The 20,001-nt window shown below is 55.8% G+C and carries 21 protein-coding genes; 11 read left to right on the top strand and 10 right to left on the bottom strand.

Annotation, left to right across the window (positions count from 1 at the left end):
• Nucleotides 1-24 precede the first annotated feature (24 nt).
• On the top strand, nucleotides 25-423 hold the full coding sequence (locus tag P7228_RS09035) for a hypothetical protein (protein ID WP_278014912.1): 399 nt from the start codon (nucleotides 25-27) through the stop codon (nucleotides 421-423).
• A 146-nt stretch (nucleotides 424-569) separates the two neighbouring features.
• The gene (locus P7228_RS09040) at nucleotides 570-941 is read left to right on the top strand and encodes a hypothetical protein (RefSeq protein ID WP_278014913.1); all 372 of its coding nucleotides are present in this window, start codon (nucleotides 570-572) and stop codon (nucleotides 939-941) included.
• A gap of 253 nt (nucleotides 942-1,194) precedes the next feature.
• Here P7228_RS09040 and P7228_RS16110 read toward each other — a convergent pair whose 3' ends face one another.
• Nucleotides 1,195-1,515 (bottom strand): LysR family transcriptional regulator, encoded by a 321-nt coding sequence (locus P7228_RS16110; protein WP_430732469.1) that lies wholly within the window; start codon nucleotides 1,513-1,515, stop codon nucleotides 1,195-1,197.
• Nucleotides 1,516-1,997: 482 nt separating this feature from the next.
• On the opposite strand from P7228_RS16110, the gene P7228_RS09045 reads away from it, so the two are divergent.
• The 4 genes from P7228_RS09045 (at nucleotide 1,998) to P7228_RS09060 (ending at nucleotide 5,263) form a co-directional block, all read left to right on the top strand.
• The gene (locus tag P7228_RS09045) at nucleotides 1,998-2,138 is read left to right on the top strand and encodes a hypothetical protein (protein WP_278014914.1); all 141 of its coding nucleotides are present in this window, start codon (nucleotides 1,998-2,000) and stop codon (nucleotides 2,136-2,138) included.
• A 148-nt stretch (nucleotides 2,139-2,286) separates the two neighbouring features.
• A complete protein-coding gene (locus tag P7228_RS09050) occupies nucleotides 2,287-3,543 on the top strand; it encodes a VapE domain-containing protein (protein ID WP_278014915.1) in 1,257 nt (418 codons plus the stop codon).
• A 278-nt stretch (nucleotides 3,544-3,821) separates the two neighbouring features.
• Nucleotides 3,822-4,976, top strand: a complete 1,155-nt coding sequence (locus P7228_RS09055; protein WP_278014916.1) for a site-specific integrase — start codon at nucleotides 3,822-3,824, stop codon at nucleotides 4,974-4,976.
• A gap of 77 nt (nucleotides 4,977-5,053) precedes the next feature.
• Nucleotides 5,054-5,263 carry a hypothetical protein gene (locus tag P7228_RS09060; protein ID WP_278014917.1) on the top strand — a complete coding sequence of 70 codons (210 nt, stop codon included), beginning with the start codon at nucleotides 5,054-5,056 and terminating at the stop codon, nucleotides 5,261-5,263.
• A gap of 384 nt (nucleotides 5,264-5,647) precedes the next feature.
• On the opposite strand, the gene P7228_RS09065 is transcribed toward P7228_RS09060, so the two are convergent.
• From P7228_RS09065 to P7228_RS09080, 4 genes are all read right to left on the bottom strand, one after another.
• Entirely contained in the window at nucleotides 5,648-6,010 is a 363-nt protein-coding gene (locus P7228_RS09065) for an excalibur calcium-binding domain-containing protein (RefSeq protein WP_347402832.1), read from the bottom strand.
• A gap of 1 nt (nucleotide 6,011) precedes the next feature.
• Complete coding sequence (locus P7228_RS09070; RefSeq protein WP_278014918.1) at nucleotides 6,012-6,356, bottom strand: thermonuclease family protein; 345 nt, start codon at nucleotides 6,354-6,356, stop codon at nucleotides 6,012-6,014.
• Nucleotides 6,353-6,916, bottom strand: coding sequence for a hypothetical protein (locus P7228_RS09075; RefSeq protein WP_278014919.1), 564 nt, complete (start codon nucleotides 6,914-6,916; stop codon nucleotides 6,353-6,355). Before P7228_RS09075 ends, P7228_RS09070 begins: the two co-directional genes overlap by 4 nt.
• A 446-nt stretch (nucleotides 6,917-7,362) precedes the next feature.
• Nucleotides 7,363-7,707: a DUF6356 family protein gene (locus P7228_RS09080; protein WP_347402833.1), complete on the bottom strand. Its 345-nt coding sequence runs from the start codon at nucleotides 7,705-7,707 to the stop codon at nucleotides 7,363-7,365.
• Nucleotides 7,708-7,825: 118 nt separating this feature from the next.
• Here P7228_RS09080 and P7228_RS09085 point away from each other — a divergent pair, with 118 nt between their 5' ends.
• The 3 genes from P7228_RS09085 (at nucleotide 7,826) to P7228_RS09095 (ending at nucleotide 10,238) form a co-directional block, all read left to right on the top strand.
• Nucleotides 7,826-8,287, top strand: a complete 462-nt coding sequence (locus P7228_RS09085; RefSeq protein WP_278014921.1) for an Lrp/AsnC family transcriptional regulator — start codon at nucleotides 7,826-7,828, stop codon at nucleotides 8,285-8,287.
• Between the two features lie 338 nt (nucleotides 8,288-8,625).
• On the top strand, nucleotides 8,626-9,297 hold the full coding sequence (locus P7228_RS09090; protein ID WP_278014922.1) for a hypothetical protein: 672 nt from the start codon (nucleotides 8,626-8,628) through the stop codon (nucleotides 9,295-9,297).
• A gap of 35 nt (nucleotides 9,298-9,332) precedes the next feature.
• Nucleotides 9,333-10,238, top strand: coding sequence for an IS1595 family transposase (locus tag P7228_RS09095; protein ID WP_278014923.1), 906 nt, complete (start codon nucleotides 9,333-9,335; stop codon nucleotides 10,236-10,238).
• 584 nt (nucleotides 10,239-10,822) lie between these two features.
• Here P7228_RS09095 and P7228_RS09100 read toward each other — a convergent pair.
• From P7228_RS09100 to P7228_RS09110, 3 genes are all read right to left on the bottom strand, one after another.
• Nucleotides 10,823-12,385, bottom strand: coding sequence for a putative bifunctional diguanylate cyclase/phosphodiesterase (locus P7228_RS09100; protein WP_278014924.1), 1,563 nt, complete (start codon nucleotides 12,383-12,385; stop codon nucleotides 10,823-10,825).
• An 11-nt stretch (nucleotides 12,386-12,396) separates the two neighbouring features.
• Entirely contained in the window at nucleotides 12,397-13,011 is a 615-nt protein-coding gene (locus P7228_RS09105) for a PilZ domain-containing protein (RefSeq protein WP_278017742.1), read from the bottom strand.
• A gap of 154 nt (nucleotides 13,012-13,165) precedes the next feature.
• Nucleotides 13,166-13,792 (bottom strand): response regulator transcription factor, encoded by a 627-nt coding sequence (locus tag P7228_RS09110; RefSeq protein ID WP_278014925.1) that lies wholly within the window; start codon nucleotides 13,790-13,792, stop codon nucleotides 13,166-13,168.
• A 1,885-nt stretch (nucleotides 13,793-15,677) separates the two neighbouring features.
• Between P7228_RS09110 and P7228_RS09115 the strand changes: the two genes are divergently transcribed.
• Nucleotides 15,678-16,277 (top strand): response regulator, encoded by a 600-nt coding sequence (locus P7228_RS09115; RefSeq protein WP_278014926.1) that lies wholly within the window; start codon nucleotides 15,678-15,680, stop codon nucleotides 16,275-16,277.
• Between the two features lie 2 nt (nucleotides 16,278-16,279).
• On the opposite strand, the gene P7228_RS09120 is transcribed toward P7228_RS09115, so the two are convergent.
• Nucleotides 16,280-16,630, bottom strand: coding sequence for an Hpt domain-containing protein (locus P7228_RS09120; protein ID WP_278014927.1), 351 nt, complete (start codon nucleotides 16,628-16,630; stop codon nucleotides 16,280-16,282).
• Nucleotides 16,631-16,834: 204 nt separating this feature from the next.
• On the opposite strand from P7228_RS09120, the gene P7228_RS09125 reads away from it, so the two are divergent.
• Complete coding sequence (locus tag P7228_RS09125; protein WP_278014928.1) at nucleotides 16,835-19,285, top strand: ATP-binding protein; 2,451 nt, start codon at nucleotides 16,835-16,837, stop codon at nucleotides 19,283-19,285.
• Nucleotides 19,286-19,319: 34 nt separating this feature from the next.
• Here the strand turns inward: P7228_RS09125 and P7228_RS09130 are convergent, their stop codons facing one another.
• Nucleotides 19,320-20,000 (bottom strand): fimbrial biogenesis chaperone, encoded by a 681-nt coding sequence (locus P7228_RS09130; RefSeq protein ID WP_278014929.1) that lies wholly within the window; start codon nucleotides 19,998-20,000, stop codon nucleotides 19,320-19,322.
• Nucleotide 20,001: the final 1 nt, after the last annotated feature.

Raw genomic sequence — 20,001 nt, forward strand, 5'->3', positions numbered from 1 at the left:
TCTTTGCCCGAAAGGAAAATCCCGATGCTTGTAATTCGCACAGCGGAGGAGCTGGCGTACGCACTCGACTCTCCGCTCGAAACCAAACTGCGAACTCGCCTTGATGCACGCAGCAAAACCCTTTGCGACTATCTGGACGAATACGCCCTGGAAGAACTCGCGATCTTTATCATCGCCCAGCCGGGCGACACCCTCGGCGACCTCAACAAGGTAAGTCCCTTGCGGCTGGTTGAGGGCAACAGGTTCGTGCTCGAAGTCGAGACGGCGAGCCAGCATGATGGCTGGTTGGAGCTGACCTTCATCCTGTCGGACGATGGGTCCGGCTTGGTGCTCTTCGTACCCACAAACCCCTATCCCGGTGCCGACTGGCGCACCGCCTGCGAGGCGATTGGTGCTGCGATGCAGGACCCGACCAGCCGCTAGGTAAGCTAGCCGACCGAAGTCGAACGGACACGTCCTCGCTTCAACCTCGAATTCACAAACCGAAGAAAACCAACGGTTGCTCCCAACAGCGACCAACCACGCGGCGTCCTCAATGGGCGCCTTTTTCATGCCTGAAAGGAAGACCCATGCTCAACCTACCTACCATGGCCGCGCTCGAACAAGCGGCAACCACCGTACCCTGCGAAGCGCTGCGCGATCTGCTGGCCGACCGGCTGGCCGACACGCTCCACTGCGGCCTGCAGGAGCTGACTCACGTGCTCGTCGTTGAAGCCGAAGACGATGAGGCGGCAGTTGTCGACGCGATCGGCTTCTCCCCGTTTGTCTCTCGGATCGACCAACAGCGCTGCCAGCCGGACTGGGACTGGATCGAACGCCACGGTGCTTGGTGGGAGTTGCTCTACACGGTGGGCAACGACGGGTTCGCCTATATCCTACTCGTCGAGGACGATCCGCGCTCACCGCTTGCGCGCCTTTGCCGAAGCGAGGTCAAAGCGTGAAGGTGCTGACGTGGTTCTTGGGAGCGGTTATGGTCGTGGTCGCTCTCAGACTTGCCGTGCAAGCTGGTGTGATCTTGCTGTGGTTCTACATCGCCTGCTGCTTGGCTCGTGCGCCAGCCGAGACACTCAAGGCTATTCTTGGGCTAGTCGTGATCGGGGCTTTCGCAAGCCACCCTTTGGCTGGACTAGTTCTTGGGGCGGCGGTGGTCGCAGCCGGGGTCACCCTCGGACAAAAGAAATAGCTGCCATGCCGTCAAATCTTGATGTCACTTCCGGAGATATGCGGGGGAGGCGGCGGAACTATCGTTGGGTCCTTACGAGCACCGTTGAGCAACTGAATCGTTTGGCGGGCGATTGGTAAGAACTCCTCTCCAGTAGGCAACAACTCCCTCGGACGATCACCACTTAGCAGGGGGAAGTGCAGCCAAGTCTCCAGCCTGATGACTGCGTTGGTGACCGTTGATTGATGGCAACCCATTCGCGTGGCAGCATCGTCAAAAGTCGCACACTCAACTGCGGCGACGAACAATTCCAAATCTGAAAGTCTAACCGTCGGGCGCCTGCCGTACGCCATGGAGCAATCCTTCCTTTTGCGTCTTCGTCTGTGGGCAAATCGGCTCGGCCTTTCCAATCTGTCGCTCGATTCGGATGCGAGCAGCTAGCATCAAATCCTCATGAATGAAACGCATGTCCAAGGCGAAAGGCCCGTTGAGCTTGGACATGCGGAAAGCAAATTTATCCACCTCGGATCTATCGTTTCCGCTACCTTTGAGATGCCGCTCAGGACGTAAGATGACGCGCGAAGGCGCAGGAGACAGGCAGTCGGTTTCGCCCTCCCGGAATAGGTGCGCTGGCCCTCCGGCGAAGGTGTCAGGCTCTTTGACAGACCGCGATCAGCCACGGCGCATGAATAGAAAGCCAAATGATTGGCTCGCTCGAAAGTGAGAGCGGCGCTGGCCGCATCAATGCCAGCAAGAAGCGAAACCGGAAGTGTCACAACGCTTCCTTTCACCAACCACACAGCATGGCCCAGGAAACGGCCAAGCAAGGAAAAGAATGACAAGACTACGAAACACGGGAGCCTGGATCGCCGAGATCTGGCGCGACCTCGTGACCTACCTGAACCGGCAGTCCGAACAGCTTAGCGAAGGGTTCGCTACGGAAACGACCGGCAAGGCTGCGGGGGAAGACAAGTGAGACTCCCTCGCCTGAAGTGCCGAGACCGGCGCAGAGAACTGGCTCAGCACAGAAACTACCGCCGAGTGGCGCACAAACGCCGGATGGTCCGGCCAACAACACAACAAACGAACGAGCACCGCGATAGAACGGTGAGAAAGGTCAAGAAATGAATAAGTTAGCGAGCAATCAAGAAGGGGGAAGCGAAAAGCCCTTCCCACAGCGGATCAGTCGAGAGGCGTTTCCGCACCAGCCGCCCGAAGGCGCGACCAAGCTGCCTGCGACTAAGCAGAACGTCGAGCAGCTGCTCAAACAGTGCAAGGTCAACGTTAGCTACGACGTGATCAAGAAGCGGCAGAGCTTCACGAGGAACGGCGAGGCTCTCAAGTTCTCCGACCTCATCGGCCTGGCGAACCTCAACTCTCTCAACAGTCCATGGTTCGGCGACTTCATCCAGGAGATCGCAGAGAGCAACCCGCTCAATCCTGTGCGCGACTGGATCGAGAGCAAGCCGTGGGACGGCACCGACCGGCTGTGCGCACTCTACGAGACGGTCACGTGCGATGAGGAGTTTCACAACGGCCTCAAGTGCCTCCTCATCAACCACTGGCTCAGAAGCGCGGTGGCCGCTGCAGCCGTTGACGATTTTCGCTCGCGCGGTGTCCTCACCTTCCAGGGACCACAAGGGTGCGGCAAGACAAGCTGGATAGCGCGGCTGGTACCGTCAGGACTAACCGGCGACTTCGTCAAGCTCGACCATCACCTCGACCCGCACAACAAGGACTCGGTGTTCATCGCGGTCAGCCACTGGATCACGGAAATTGGCGAGCTTGACAGCTCGTTCAAGAAGGACGTGGCCCGGCTAAAGGGGCACATCACGAATAGCTGCGACAAGCTGCGGCTACCCTACGCAAAGTCGCCGATCGAAATGAAGCGCAAGACAGTTTACGCGGCCAGCGTCAACGACCCGCACTTCCTCATCGATCAAACCGGCAACAACCGCTTTTGGACCATTCCGGTCGTCAAGCTCGACTACCGGCACGAAATCGACATGCAGCAAGTCTTTGCGCAGCTACTGGTCGAAGTGAACAATGGCGCAGAGTGGTGGCTCAGCCCCGCCCAAGAGAAGTTGCTCGAAGATCATAACAAGCGTTTCCAGGCGGTGAGCGTGATCGAAGAGCGGCTGCTCGATGCACTTGAACGCGAGAAGGGAGCGCCGCGCTACATGACCGCCATGCAGGTCCTCCAAGCGATCGGGTTTAATTCACCCACCAATCCGCAGTGCCGAGAGTGCGGGGCGATCCTTCGGCAAAGGTATGGACCCCCGAAGCGGGTCGATGGACGCACGCGCTGGCAGGTGCCGCTCAAGACCACCGAGCAGGCCTGGGAGGCCTTTTGCCCGCAAGAAGACGAAGACATCTACTAGTCGAGCCTACCTAAGGTGGGGGGAAGGGGCGGCAAACGTCGGGCTCCCGTTCCCCCTGCCAAATTTTCGGAGCGGGGTCGGCGCAACTGCTACCCCCTCCACCCACCGACGCCCGGCGGGGCGCGAGCTCAGATTCAGTGCTGCCCCAGGGTCCCCAGAGGGCCTCAGAGAGCACGATTTGAGTGCCGCCCATGCCCCACCATCGCGGACCCCGCAGACGGCCTCAGTGGCCCGGAAAATGCCGGGTCCGCGATCATCACAGATAAAGGAACTACGTTATGCCCAAGCGCAAGCTTGATGCGGCCTTCTGTCAAACCGCAACCTGCCAGTACGGCAAAAAGAAGACAGACTACTGGGATACGGAGACGACCGGCTTCGTTTTCGAGGTCCGCGCCAGCGGAGGAAAAACCTACTACCTGCGCTATATCGACCCGAACCAACGCCAACGCCAAGTGAAGATTGGGCGGTTCGAGGACATCACCTTTGCCCAAGCCAGGAAGGCAGCCCAGCGGCTCCGGTCTGAGGTCGTACTCGACGGAAACCCAGCCGAACGAAAGGAGAAGAAGAAAGCAACCCCGACCTACGCCGAGCTTGCGAAGCAGCACCTCGACCATGCGCGGACCTATCAGAAGCGTCCCGAGAATACGGAGGCGGTGCTCCGAACCCACCTCATTCCAAAGTGGGGCAAGTACCGGCTGGACGAGATCACGCAGCAGGAGATTTCGAAGTGGCTGGCGGAGAAGCGGCAAGAGTTCGCCCCTGCCACCGTAGAGAAGCTGCGGATGATGCTGGGCCGCTCCTTCGAACTGGGTCGACAGTGGAACATCTCTGGCGCGGAGATTAATCCGGTTCGAGCCGTACCCCGCTTCAAGTTCGATAATGCCCGGGAGCGCTATCTCTCCGCTGAAGAAGCTGGGCGACTGCTCAAGGCCTGCAAAGGGTCGAGCAACCCGCAGCTGTGGGCGATCGTCAGCCTGCTGCTCTACACCGGCGCGAGGAAGTCCGAACTGCTTCATGCCAGATGGGAGCACGTTGATCTCGAACGGCGGTCTTGGCTGATCCCGGACAGCAAAACCGGGAAGGCACGGCGGGTTCCGCTGTCTGGTCCAGCCGCCAAGGTGCTCGAAGGTTTGGTCAGAATTCCTGGCTGCCCATGGTTGGTGCCAAACCCGCTTACTCGAAAACCTTACAGCGGGCTGAAGCAAGCTTGGGCCACAGCAATCAAGACGGCGGGTCTACCGGGGCTTCGCATCCACGACCTGAGGCACAGTGCCGCGTCTTTCATGATCAACTCGGGTGTTGACCTCTTCGCTGTCGGCAAAATACTCGGGCACGGCGACCACCAGAGCACCATGCGGTACTCGCACCTAGCCAACGATACGCTGATGGCAGCGGTCGAGGCGGGGGCTGCCAAGCTGGGAGAGGCCGCTTGATGACAAACGACACGCTCCCCATTGACCCAGCTCTAGTCGCTCGGCTGAGGGACTTCGATGGTTTGCTGGATTCGTCAATGACGAGTTCCGATCGTCTCATGGCACTGATCCCTGCCTGCATCGTGGAGGGGATCACCAAAGGGCCGCTGATCACCCTCGCACTAACTCTTATCGGTTACAACAAGCGCCACGTTGGCATGACGCTCAACGATGGCAACCTTGGGAAAATCGATAGCTGCCCGTGGTTCCGCGACGCGCAGGGGCGCTACCGGCTGGCAGCAGACTAGTGCGCTTGCTGGCATGTCCGTGAAGAACTCGGCCGCTTGGCCAGGGTCCGGCTCCTTCGGGGGGGTCGGGCCCCCTTTTTTGCTTTTTCCAAACCTTCCTTCGTGAGCGGCACTATCTCGGATCTCTTTGGGTCAAGAACAGAATGCTGGGATTTCATCGGTGATTTCCGGCGCGGCGCGCGCAGCACTCTGTCGGTGAGAGGTCTTTGCCGAATGCAACTCGCGGAGGGGCGTTCTCAGGAGCGCATCTAGGATCACTCGCGCGCTACCCGCCATTCCAATTGCGACCCTACAGGTGCCACTTTGACGGCGAAGAGAACTTCCTGGTCATGAAGCGCTCAACCAGTTCAGCTCACTCTGAATCCAACAGCGGACAAAGGAACGCTACTCGCACCCGACTCCATCTCCATCACGATCCAGATGTGAGCCGTAGCCTGGTTGGCCACGCCTGACAGGCGCCGCTCCAGCATTTCTCGCTGCTGTGCAATTGGGATAGTAGACCTCACCACTTGGAGTGCGCGTCGGCTTGTCGGCGTTCGAACCACGATGGCAATGCCGGCCGCCATTCTTGTTGTCATTGTGGCAGCCATCTGCGGCAAGCCCGCCGCCGTGAGCACTCGCCGGAGAGGATGAGAACAGCGCAAAGAGCGCAAAGAGCAACGAAGCGGCCATTATGGCCGCAATCACGCCAAACTCCATCCACAGCTTGCCCTCCGGCTCAAGGTCGTCGTCTCCCCAAGGTCTCATCTTAGCACCACGCCTCGCGCCTTCCGTTCCACGTTCGAGCGAGCCCCTCGCGTACGAGCTGGGCACCCACGGAGCGACCCGAGACCTTCACAATGGCCAAGGTCCGCCCGTATTTGTCTTGCCCCTCACGGTGGATCGAAAACTCGTTACCAAGCAGTTCTGCAAGGCGGTCCCTCGATTCCAGCGCAAGGTTACGCTCGTGCTCGCACTTGCCGTTGACTTCAGGTGCATCGATGTCGGCAATGCGAACCTTCTCGCCGCTCCACCAAAATGTGTCCCCATCAACGACGCAGTTGTCGCGGGGTCCGGGCGGACAAATCGCAAGAGCGAGTGCGGCAACGATCATTGGGCAACGGTGTAGGGGATAGGTTCGTCTGTGAAGGCATTCACAATCTGACCTGGCAACATGACTGCCGAGCGACCGCTGATCAGCAGAGTGCCAAGTAGGGCTCCAACGGTGTTTCCACGTCCTTCCTGCCTATGCTGGCCACTCATTGCGTAACTCTTGCCATTGAGGCGGATCGTTTCGAACGCGACTTCAAACTTGCCGCTCTTCCCGCCAACGGCGCGCCCCGTTTTCCAAGGGATGTTCGCCTGAACAGGAGTGCCACGAGGAATGACAACGACGCCATCCTGAACAACATCATCAACCACTACGAACTGAACCCGGTGCCCTTCCTCAACGCGCTTGGAACTGATTTCCGCACGCGGCGTGACAGTAACCATAGTGCTGGCAGGCAAGTAGCGGGTCTCGATATCCGCGGCAGCTTCGGCTTCCGCCTCCTTCTGCTCCGCGTTGGCCTGCGCCTTGGCTTGCAATTGACCAACTTTGATCTCGACAGGCTGCGACTGAGCGAATGCGCCGGAAGAAAGCACAAATGCTGCGACAAAGACTTGGATTTTCATTTCGACCCCCGAGTAAAACACATCGCGATTATTTGTGCCAATCGGTCAGGTGTCAATTCCCATTCGGGATAAGGGCATGATTGAATGTAAGAAACTCAATCTCTTTGGAAAGTGGAACTGGCCTTCAAGCATGAGAAGCCAAGGCCGCCAACGGTGAGTGTGGCTGCCGGAAATGATAAAAGAGCGATGGCGACCGCGGTTGATTCCACAGAGGCCACTCAGACCACTGACGCGAAGGCGAGCTTGGTTTGCAAGACCTGTAAGGAGCGCATTCTCCGCACTTGCCCTCCATTGGTTCAGCAAGTCCCGTCGCGACGTGGGTCTTTCTACTAATTCTCAGATCAGATGGAGATGCCGGCGGCGCCTTGCGCTAACGATCCAGCTTTCCGAAAATTAGCCCGTAACTTGCTTGGCGAGGCAAGGCATTAGATTGCTGTTTCATCACGCTAATGGCGGCTCGTGATGCCAGCGGAGTGGCTCAACGGTTGCGTTGGCACAGAAAGGCGGTGCCCGGTATCCCTCGAGCGCGGTGGTTGCGGCGTTGCCGTTGCTGCATCAGTAGTCGCCAGTAATCGGCGATCCCGCTTGGTGAGCATCGACTCATGTAGCTGCGCGACAGCGCGGCTTCCGGTCTTCACAAATAGGAAAGGGAAAACACCATGAAGCAGGCAGGCGATCCCTGCGAGCATCATTCGAATTCCGAAGTTTGCTGCCGCCAAGAGGTGTTCGAAATATGTCTCGCCTACCGTAGCCGGATGTTCGCTAAATAGCTTGTACAAGGCTGCCTCCAACGCGATGCCGTTCGCGAAAGCCTAACACAAGCTCCAGAGCAAAACTCTTCCAATTTTCACCCCCTTTGTCTAGAGATGTAGAATAAATTTCTACAGTAGCGGCCTCGTGGGGGTGAATATGGATGACATTGACCGACGCCTGCTCGCGCTTATCCAACGCGATGCTACGGCAACAGTCGCTGAGATATCCGATCGAATCGGGATCTCGTCGACGCCTGTCTGGAAACGCCTCAAGAGTCTTGAGAAGACCGGAGTGATCCGGTGTCGCGTGGCCCTGCTCGATTCGGAAGCTATCGGCCTCAAACTTACCGGGTTTGTACTTATCAGGACGAGCGATCACAGTGAGGGATGGCTGGCTCAGTTTGCAGGCGTTCTGGCGGAGATTCCCGAGGTCATTGAGGTTCATCGTATGGCAGGCGATATCGACTATATTCTGAAGGTCGTTGCACCGGACATGGAGGGCTATGATCGCATCTACAAGCGCCTCATTAAGAAGGTTAAGCTCTCTGATGTGAGCGCGAGCTTTTCGATGGAACTCATCAAGGCTACCACTGTTCTACCGCTCGACTATGCAAACTGAGCGAGCTTCATCGGGCAAGCTTACGCGAGGAAGAAACTAAGGAAGTGCTCTTCGATATTGGAGGTCCGATCAAAGGACAGCATCGCGACAGGACTAGTTGCAAGGTAACCAGCCTGCCGGAATTCTTTCGCAGGTTTCCAAATGAGCAGGCTTGCTGGCAGCATGTTTTCGAAACAAGGTTTGGGGCTGACCCCGTCTGTCCAGCTTGCGGAGGGAGCGGTAAATTTCGCAAGCGTTCCGAGAGATACCTCATCCATTCTTGCGGACAACTCTTCTCGCCCCTGACTGGGACCTTGCTAAACAAGACATACATTCCCCTGCAATTATGGTTCTATGCAATGTTGCTCTTCGCAAACTCGAAGGAGGGTGTCGCGACGCGGTTTCTCGAAAGGCAACTGGGAATTGGCTACTTTGCCGCCTTCACAATGGCCGCACGGATACGAATGCACATGGCGGCCTTGGAAAATGACCGAGTCGTCGGTCGAAAAGGAGAACGGCTTTTCGTGAAGCTTGTGGAGTTTCCGACAAAGCCTTGCGCGTCTCAACGACAAGTGAAATCGTGTTGGGCCGTTCTTCTTTCCGACGTTTCACAGATCGTTTCTGTCGTGGTTGAAAATCTGGATCAGCACTCGATTCTCAAAGCGATCAATCAAAGAGGTCATGCAGGGGCGATGCAGGTGACGACGTGCCGCCGAACTCTTGATGTGCTCTGTGACATCGGAGCGCGATCAGCATTGGCTTGGTTCGAGCACGACAACTCCGCACGTCACCCTTCCATCCCAGACAGGGCGCCAGGGTTCGTTGCGCATGTAAAGTTGCACCTCAAAGGACAGTTTGGGCGCGTCACGACTGGCAGGCTCTGGACCTACTTGAAGGAATTTGAGTTTAGGCACAATCGCATAGGTAATCCCAGCAGTGTCTATTGGGATCTGATCGGCCGCTTCCCCGATCTGGGAAAAGCAGATGTCGACAGGATTGAAGCTAAGAGCTTCATCCAGAGCGCAAAGTGACACCTCCCAAGTTAGTATCAACAACTCACACTAGTGTGACGGAGTTCTTCCTACGATTTCCGACCGAGGATGCATGCATCAAGCACCTATTCGAGACCCGATTTGGCGATCACTCGCCATGTCCACACTGCGATTCGATCGGTCGCTGGTTCCGATTGAAAAGAAGAATGGCCTATCGATGCAGCAGCTGCCGCGAGGATGTCTCTGTTGTGAAGGGAACGATATTCTACCAGACCTATTTGCCGCTCCGCATGTGGTTTTATGCCATGCTAATTTTCGCAAACTCGACGCATGGTGTGCGCACCCATTTCTTGGCCAGGCATTTGGGGGTAAGGTTCAATACGGCATACCGGATCGGCAAACTGATCAGAGTCCACATAGCCCTGCATCGCCGTCACGAACAGATCGGGGGCGCCGGGAAGCTTATCCATATTGATGAAGCCAACTTCAGGTGCTTCAGCACTGAACGCCCCGAGCGCTATAATAGACAGATCGTCCTTGGCCTATCTTGTGAAGGTCAAGTCTTATGCGGCACCGTACCTGACCGTACGATCCCATCCTTGGTGGGAAATATCGAGCGCCTCGTTCGAAAGGGATCGATTCTGGTAACTGACGGCCATCGTTCCTATCTTTCGCTCTCTCGCCGCGGCTGGAACCATATCACGGCATGTCCGATCCAGCATGCAGCGAGTAGCAAGAACGTAAAGAACAACGCGATCGAAGCGTACTGGGCGAAAGTCAGGAGAAATCTGAGGGCACATCGACGAATACGCGACGAAAATTTCTGGCTCTACCTGTCAGAAGCCGAATTCAAGTACAATTGCAGAGACGCAAAAGTATCAGTTTTCGACCAACTGATTGGGGGATTCCCAGACTTTTCATTTGATGAGTTAGAGCGGGTAAAGCGCGCATTCTGCTGGGGAAACCAGCCCTTCGACTAGGCGCAGGAACTTGTTCTTGTGCTCTTCGGCTTGACCTTAGGTCTTTGTAGAAGGTCGGCCGATCTTCTGCAGTCAAGCTAAAGAGACAAACCGGCCGTTTCAACCAATCTACCAGCACACGTAGATTGCCGGTTAGTCTCTCCTCGACCCGCTTTCCGGTCGTTTGATGCTCGATAGAACATTCTGCCAAGTAGTTCGAGGGCGCGATGTCGTCCGGTCTAAGCGACCAGGACGGTCATGCAAGTCCTGCGGGAAGATACGCCGCCAAACCTAAGACATCTGGCGTAACATCGGTTGTCCAGCAAAGTCGATCAGATGACCGCCGAAGTTCGATTTAAGAACTTGTGCTCAAGACTTGCCACCAAGCATGAGCCCCAATTGCGTATCCAACAATCAAAATAAGCACAATGACCGAAAGCTCGAAGCCCGGCATCTCCCGCTTTTCCCGCGGGCCTTTGTGGCGCGTTGACATGGATTGAAGCCTAGCAGCGCAGTCCAAACCCGCACTACCTCTGGTGACAGATATCCACTGCAAAGGGCTAGATTAGGCACAATTGCACTCGAAACGTCTTGGTCGGCGGGGATCAGGCAGCGCTGCGCATTCCGGGTGCTAACCTCGGCTTGACATAAGCTTCGACCAGTGCGCCTATCTCCATCGGTTTGGAGAAATGAAACCCTTGCAAGAACGAGCAGCCGGTCGCCAATGCGATGGCCTCATCCTCGCTGTCGGCGACACCTTCGCAGACTACTGCGATGTCGTGTGATTTGACTAGTTTCACAAGCGAGCTCAGTACGGCGACACTGCGCGCCTTCTTCGCGTTCCGAACGAGCCTTGCGTCGATTTTCACGATCGAAACGGCGTGATCGCTCAGGTGATTGACCGACGCCACGCTGGAGCCAAAGTCGTCTACCGAAAGAACAAACCCAGTCTCCCTCAACTCGGCAAGTGTCTCGGCCACGGCGCCACCGCGCTCTAGTAGGGATCTTTCTGAAATTTCTATCTGGACCCGCTCTGGAGCGACCTTAAGGGCCCGTGCCATAGATTCGAGATTTTTTGCGTATGACGGATCAAGCAACTCGATCGGACTCACATTTAGGCACACTGACGCATCGCCGATCGTTCTGGCTGCGCATAGCGCTGCGCGCGCCATAATCTGACCGACATCGCCAATTAAGTGTGCCTGCTCTGCGACCGCTACGACCTCCTCTGGCGAGACTGACCCGATGTCGTCATCTGTGAAGCGCAGCAGAGCTTCAGCCGCTACAAGCTTTCCGTCGATGTCGACCACTGGCTGAAAAACCGCGGAGAGCGTCGCCTTGGAATCCCCCTTGTTTCCGTTTCGCTTGACGAGTTCGACCAGCCTTTGTTCAATCAACGCACGGCGATCGATCTGCACGCTCATTCTCTTGTCGAATGCTCGAAATCCCCCACCATCGGCTTTGGCGGCATACATCGCGATATCAGCCTGTCTCATTGCGGTCGAAGCGTCGATCGCATCCTTGAGGTAGGTTGCACCGATACTGACTCCGACGGACAGGTTTGTGTCCCCAATTTGATACATGCCGGCGAGAAGACGAACGATGTCGTTGCCAAATGTCACGATGTTCCGTTCTTTACCGACATCCGCGACGAGCGCGAACTCATCACCTCCTAGCCTTGTTACCACCACCTCGCTGCCGAGGGTGGCAAGTCTGTCAGCGACCGCTCGGATCAATCCATCGCCGACATGGTGCCCAAGAGTGTCGTTGACTCGCTTGAACTGATCCAGGTCGAGGAAAAAGAGAGCATGGCGTTTCTCTTTTGAGCGCATCGACTGGCGACTCTTGAGTTCCTCAAGCAACAACTTCCGGTTACCAACACCTGTCAGCGAATCACGCCTGGCATCTTCCATGGCGAGTTCATTGTTCGACGCAAGCATCGAATAAAGATTACGAAGCTGACCGTGTAGTGTGCTCATTACCAGAATTGTAGCAGTGCTCGATACTGCGAGCAGGCGGACGACCAAGTCATCAGCGGCCTGAGAGAAGTTCCCGACACCCTGGATCGAGTAGAACAAGATTGCTGTAGTTACCCCAATCATAGCAACGCTGGCGCCAGCTAGCAGCGATACGAGGGTCCGCTCGTGCGAAGGCTGGATGCTTGGCATTCCGAGCAATCCTAACTCGCGCGGGCCAGTAATTTTGGCTGCTGCATTCTTGCCGCCATGACTGCAAAGTCCGCCAATGTGAAGCGCGTCTCGAATACCACCCCGTAAAGTTCGCCGTCACGCCAACAGACTTTCGCGACAAGAGATGGCAAGGAGCCATCTTCAATCCTAACCAATTCGCCGATCGACAGTCTCTGCGTTGTTTGCAGTTTTGCACCCTGCTGGGAGAGGTTGAGAATTGTGGCAGGTGTGGGCTGACCGGCACGAAACAGGGTGGCCGGTGTGGAGAGCTCAAAACGAAGCGGACGCTTGGGATACAGCCCCATTTCAGCAATCACTGATTCTACATCGATGTCCTGTTTGAAAGCGAACCCCGCTCGACGGTCCATCTGCCAAACTGCTGTCGCCTCGAGAGTCTCACCAGTTTGTGATTCGAGTCTGACGTCGTCCATTGGGGGAAGGTCGTGAAAGCTGCGTATGCTCACCCCGGTGACCGAAATGTCGCGAACGAGGCAAAGGAACTCGTCCTTGCGCGACACCAGCTTGATTGGGCGTATGAGGAGGGAAGTCCTGTCTGAACGACGGGGATCTGGCGGAATTGCGGTGTCTAGACATGAATGCAGCATCAAGCGCCTTCCTGTTGCTTTGCAAACGGGAGGCTCACGGGGCAGATGCCACACTTACCATCCCTCATGTCAAACGAATGGCACTAAAGTATGAAAAAAATCTTTCCAGGGAAGTGATTTACCCCCACCTAAGTGCCATGGTTCTACCGCAAGCTCACTGCAGGCGCTGGAAGGCTAGGATAGCTTCATTGCGGTTGCTGACTTCCAAAATGCGGAAGATTTCTGAAAGATGCGATTTGACGGTCGGGACCGCAATACCGAGTTCGTCGCTGATACCCTTGTTCGAATTGCCGCTTGCTGCCGCTTCCAGAACGCGAAGTTGCATTCGTGAGAGCTTCGCTGACGCCTCGGTGCCATTCCGTACTGCGGGCGCTAAGGATGCGAGAACATGGTCCGGAAAATAGATGCCTCCATGGAGAACGACCGCAATAGCCGACGCGAGTTCTTTGAGCGAAAGCGACTTTGGCAGATAGGCCTTTGCACCTGCGGCCATTGCATCGCGCACGAGTGGCGCGTCAAGGCTTGAGCTGACGATCGCTATCGAGGTGTCTGGTTGCGTTTGCCTGGCAGCCTGCAAAGCAGCGATGCCTGTCGCGTCGGGCAGGGCCAGATCGAGGAAGACGGCATCGTATGTTACCGTTCGGAGACGCGCGACCATCTGCGCCTTTGTTGCGGCATGATCGGCAACCAAGTCCCTCGCGGCCTGATGGGCGGCAATCTCAAGCGCATCGATGCAAATAGGATGATCGTCAACGATCAGAATTCGATTCTTGGCTGCCAACTCTCAATCCTCCCGTTGTGAGCTCTAGTCCGCGCCCGCCCTCACCGCAATAGTACCGAAGGTATGAGTGGCAGGAGCTGTGATAATGGAAAATTCATACGTTAGTGCCATCTCACCTTGAGGTGGTGGAGTGATGGTCCTGCTCCGCTATCGGTCAAATCCCGGAGGCCAGTCCATCTCCCGAAGGGCTGGCCTCACCTTATTCATGGAAGAGAATGACTACCCCTTCTTCGAGGCTGATCGCAGCGGTCGAGACCCGAGAGGGGGCTCTGATCAGTGCGATCAATGAGTAGGGACTCTCGCTCTACTCAGGACGGACGAAAAGGGTCAGAGTTCCGGCTCGGGTTTCGTTAGCGGCCATTCGTAAATCGACTTCCGCAAGAGTAATTTTGAGGGTGCCGATCGTAACGGACCCCGGAGCACATCGGCTAGGGTCAGCGCTGGCCTCAAGTGCCAATTCTTGATGCGGCCTCAACAGAAGCCCTTGGTTTGAGTTTGGCGACCCCAAGTGCTCGACGCTGTAGGGTGCGGTGGTGCCGTTTGAGGCGAGCTCGAAGTTTCCGGTTGGACCGCTGCCATGTGCCATAACGCTGAAACTGGACGCGCGGCCTGAGGTTCTCACGCAGTACTCGATATTCTTCGAAAGATCATCTTTCCGATCTGCGCCGTGACTGAGGATCAGCTCCGTGGGGCCGCTCGCATAGATCGGTTCACGGAGCGAAAGTACGATGCCTACTTTACCCGTCGACTGCGCTCCGATCTCCCCTTGTTGAGCCGCGCCCGCCTCGTTCGACCAAAGCAATAGAGCAGGTAAGAGCAGCGAGGCCATTGCACTCGGTGTGGCAAATCTCGGTGGAATAACCATCACAATTGCTCCAGCAAGATCAGATGGAACTTCTCGTTCGTCTCGATACCTGGCTCACCCTCTGCATTGCTCAGCTTCTTCTGGCTCACCTGCCGATCCGGGCGCCCTGCTACCTTACCAGCTATCTCCTCTGGCTTCCCAGGCGTCAATGAGAGCACACTATAGTCCCCAGTAACAATCCGCACCCCTGCTTTGGCATGAGCGGTTTGAGCAGATGCGGCGACGGGAGCGGCTGCAGCGATAAGAGCAGAGGCAAGAGACATTATCTTCCACATGACCGAATCATAACTCAATGGCACGAAAGTATGAAGCCTTGATCGGTTACACGAAAATGTAACAATCATAAAAGCCTGATAAATCAACGATATAAAACAATGCATCTTCGCTCGAGGCGGAGTTGGTAACCCAAAAGTAGGGGAATCTCATCAAAGATGCTGGCTAACGGAAGTTGGAGTGGAGCCATGAAGAATAGTCATCTGATGCACGAAGAGGTTGAGGCGATTTGCCGTGCCCCTGCGTTGAGTCGATCTCCTAGAATGAAGGCCTTGCTGCGGCATCTTGCCGATGCTGACACATACGCCGGTACCGAAGATCCCGGCGAGTACGCCCTTGCCGTCGACGTCCTAGAGCGCAGGGAGGACTTCGATCCCGCTCGCAGCTCAGTCGTGAGGGTACAGGCTAAGCGGCTCAGAGCTAAACTCGACGCACACTATCGTCACTTCTCCCCCGTAAACGGTTATCGCGTTGAACTGCCAAGAGGAGGTTATGGCCTGGCCTTACGGTTTGAGGGCGAGAGGCACGATTCATTGCGGCGCAGATATAGACCTGAAACCGCGGAGGGATGTGGGACTACCCAAACACACGCAGAGAACGAGGACGAGCTCGTGCAGGTCATAATGGCAATTATTTTGCGCAACTTGCTTCTTGGTCTTAGACCTGCATAGGATCATGAACCCATTCAAGCTTGTTAGTGGTCAGCTCGTCATTGCCATGGCAAGTACATCTTTGTAGTCGATCAGCATGGCCAACACATTCATCGTTGCTGACGATCATCCCATTTGCTCATCGATGATAACTCTCGCGATTCGTTCGCGATGGGACGATGCGGAAATCAAGACAGTAACGTCGCTGGGCGCCTTGCTGGGCCTTCTTGATGACGAATGTACGAAGCTGCTTATCCTCGACCTGAACCTTGACGACAGTTCAGGATTGCGAACTCTCGCGATGGTTCGTGGTCACCATCCTGACGTTCCCGTGCTTGTTTTTAGCGCGAACGCGAACGATGAGTTGATCCGGGGCGCCAGAGCGTTGGGTGCTGATGGGATACTTTCAAAAGAACTGACTCGCGAAGATCTGGCCTTGGCTATTCAAACGATTTCAGAGGGGCGAGGTCTGGCCCAGCCAATAGACATGCGCGACGACGTACCCCGGATTCCGGCAGGTCCGCTAAGGGTACTTCCACTGCTCTTGGAAGGCCTGTCCAATCAGGGAATCGCGGACAAGCTCGGCCTAACGCAAGATACCATCAAAAAGCACGTGGCGACTGTCCTCAAGGCGTTGGGTGTTAAGAGCCGCGGTCAGGCGATTATCAAACTGCAGTCTGGCGGAAATCCCGAGTAATCTCACGCGGACCCTTGATCGCCAAACCATTGCTCGACACCTTCGCTAGTCTCAGCGATCGCGCGGCTCAAGTCGCCAAGGTCCTTACGCGACACATTCTCGGCCCGCTCTATCGATTGTGCAATCACTGCGATCCTTCGAAAGGAGAGGCCAAGTGCAGCGCCTGCAACATGGTGCGCTGCTTGGTTTACCCCATGACGGTCACCTGCTTGGAAAGCGGCCATGGCATCTGCTGCATCCTGATCGGCAAGCGTGAAGAACTTCTCGAACATTTCCCGCGTCCCATCTGCACCAATCAGCGACGTCAGTTCATGCAACTCTTCAATGCTGAATAGCCCCTCGGGCTCTGGCATATCCACTCCACCTCTACCGTTATTGTGCTCGAAGACTGCTTGCCGACGACTTATTATCTTCCTGCTGTCTGGCGCAAGCCAGCTGCGGAGAAATTTGAACTGTCCGGAAGAAACGGTGCACAAGCCCCTGAAACTTGGTTCTTGAAGTCAAGCGAATGTGGCAGATCAATATCCAACGAGTACCGGGAATGGGAAGTCTGATGCATGGCGAATAGACAGCAGCGGCAGCACTTCGGCCCTGGACTTCTTGCGACCATTGCGGCCGGCATTTGCTTTGCAGCCTTTGCTTGGCTGGATCTTATGCTCATGACTGGCGAGGGTCGAATAGCGGCGGTTTGGGTTCCAAACGCAGTCGCGCTCGTATTTCTCCTTCGTCAGCGCACTGCGAATCCCTGGTTGGTTCTTCTCGCGTGTGGAGCAGGAAACATTGGTGCAAACTTGCTTCACAACGATCCAGTTGTTCTCGCAGTTGGTCTCGCGCTGAGCAACATTCTTGAGATCGCAATTGCCTTCTACCTTTGCAGACGTCTCTGCGGATTTTCTCCTGATTTGCGCGAGATGCGCCAGTTGGGAAGATTTGCCTTCTCGGCTGGGATCGTTGCTCCGCTCTTCTCGGCAGCTTTGGCGATGTTTGTGCTCGCGACAAGCAGGGGCATTCCCTCATTCCAAGACTTCGCGATGTGGGCAGTCACCGATTCCCTAGGAATGCTCACAGTCGCTCCGGTCCTGATGATACTGCTCGACGCAATCTCGCGAAGGCAGCGGCTCACAGTCGCGGAAGCCAGAACTTGGGCCATCCTAACGATCGGCGGTACTTCGATTACCGTTTTGGTCTTCATCCAATCAGAATATCCCTTGTTGTTCCTTATTGCGCCGGTCGTAGTCATCCACGCTTTCTTTCTTGGTGCACCTGGCACAGCATTTTCCCTCATCAAAGTCGCGACAATCTCGACAGTCTGCACGCTCTTGGATTTGGGGCCGATTTCTGACCTGCCGGGAGGTGGTCAGCAGCAATTGATCGTAATGCAGCTCTTTCTTGCGACTAACTTTGTCATCAGCCTGCCAATCGCGGCGCTGCTGCACGAAAGAGAAATGACACTGGAGGCGCTGAAAGAGAGCCGCAAGGACTATAAGACAGTCTGCGAGAACATTACAGATTCGGTCCTGCGTTATGACCTAGCTGGCCGGTGTATCTTTGCGTCGCCCTCTGCAATCGACGTTCAGGGCGTGCCACCTGAAGAGATGGTCGGGTCTGTGGCGAGTGAGCGCGTCCACGAAGAAGCGCGCGGACGTATCGAACAGGCAACGCGTCAACTGGTCAGCGGTCAAGTCGAGAAGGACCGATTTGTCTATCGCAGGTATCTGGACGATGATCTCGGCAGGCCTGTATTTATAGAAGCCACGTGCGGGTTAGTGCGGGACTCGGCGACGAACTTGCCCGAGGAAATCGTCGTATCGACCCGCGACGTGACCGAAAGGGTTAATCTCGAAAAAGATCTGGTAAGAGCAAGGCGTCATGCGGAAAATGCTGTGGCTGCCAAGTCTCAATTCCTCGCGAACATGAGTCACGAGATCCGGACGCCGATGAACGGCGTCCTTGGTTTTGCCCAGTTGCTGCTGACTTCCGACCTTACCGACGAACAACGGGCTCAAGTTGAGCTCATCGCCGAATCTGGATCCAACATGATGTCGCTGTTGAGCGATATCCTGGATATCGCAAAAATTGAGTCGCGCACCGTCAGGATTGAAGAGCAAACATGCGAAATCCGCAGTCTTCTGAAATTTTGCGTAGAGTTTCACGCTCAGAACGCAAAAAGTCGCGGGCTGGACGTTGCGTGGACCGCTAGTAAAGACTTGCCGGACTACCTCGTGACAGATCCTCTACGATTGCGGCAAATTCTTCACAACCTTGTCGGCAACGCAGTAAAGTTTACCAGTTCGGGTAGCATCAGCGTTCACGCCGGGACAGTTCGCGATCAGATTGAAATCACAGTGTCCGACACAGGAATTGGCATTGCTCCGGACCACTCGGACCTCATTTTCGAGCCGTTCAAACAGGTCGAAAGTGAAGCTCGAAGATCCTATGGCGGGTCCGGTCTGGGCCTCGCCATTTCTCGGCAGTTGGCCGAACTCCTAGGCGGCTCACTGCGAGTTACGAGCGCACCGGGGAAAGGATCGACCTTCACCTTGCTCCTGCCCTTGCGGCAGGTAGACATGAACACTCCCGAAAATCAGGCCATAGTCCGTTCCGATAAGAGTGGGTTGCAGCTCCCTAGGCGAAAAATACTGCTGGCAGAAGATCATCCGGTAAATCGGCGCCTAGTGGAAGCGATGCTAGAGAAATGCGGCCAAGAGGTCGTCTTGGCTGAAGACGGAATGTTGGCGATTGAGGCAGTAAAGGCTGCGAAAGATGGAGGACACCCGGTCGATCTAATCTTGATGGATATTCAGATGCCAAACTGCGATGGCCATCAGGCCGCAACGCATCTGAGAAATCTGGGGTACTCTGAAGCGGAGCTGCCGATCATTGCGCTTACTGCCAATGCTTATGAGGAAGATGTCACCGCCGCTATCGATGCCGGGATGCAGTCGCACATTGCAAAGCCGGTAAAGCTGGAAACGTTGAAAGATGCCTTAGTGCAATGGCTAGCCTAGTAGGGGACGGCAATTGACCTTGCGGTGAACCAGCTTAGAAAGTCAGGCGCTCGTTTTGACTAGCCCATGCTGTATCGAATGTGACTGGCTGATTGTAAGGCAGTTCGAGGGACCAGGAAGTGCCAGCGTAAAGACGTCTGGCGGGCAGTTTCACGCAGTTTACTCCGTCTTGATCGCACTGGACGGCCCCGAAGAACTCTCGAGCCATGTTAGAGTTGTTGATGATGGTGAGCGTTCTGCCTTCACGATCACTCTCGATATTCCCCACTAAACTGGTGGGCCTCGAGATTACGAGCGCGTCATATCCAATAAGTACCTTAAGTGCATTGGTGTTTGCAGTAACATCACCAACGACGGGCTTCACCGCTAGCCGGAATATGCGCTCTCGGACGCGCTGCTCATCCAGGATTGCCACTCGCACTATTCGCCTTTCACCCGGTTCGATGATCAGCTTGCGAGGGGAGACGAGTATGCCGGAGACTTCGGGATCAATCGCTGGCTTACGCAGTTGTTGCTCGGTGCCGGGAGCTATGATCTCGTAGGGGTCTGCCACAACGTAGATGCGCTCTGCACCCGAGTTGAAGATTTCGATATCGTCTTGTCGATGATCTTCGCCATTGAGATCCAGAATAACTTTGCTAAGCACCATTTCTGCGCTCGCCGGTGACGAGAATACGACTGCCAGAAATGCGACTAGTCCTGCGTATTTCTTCATG

Origin of the sequence: Altererythrobacter sp. CAU 1644 (assembly GCF_029623755.1) — a bacterium.
Classification (GTDB): domain Bacteria; phylum Pseudomonadota; class Alphaproteobacteria; order Sphingomonadales; family Sphingomonadaceae; genus Erythrobacter; species Erythrobacter arenosus.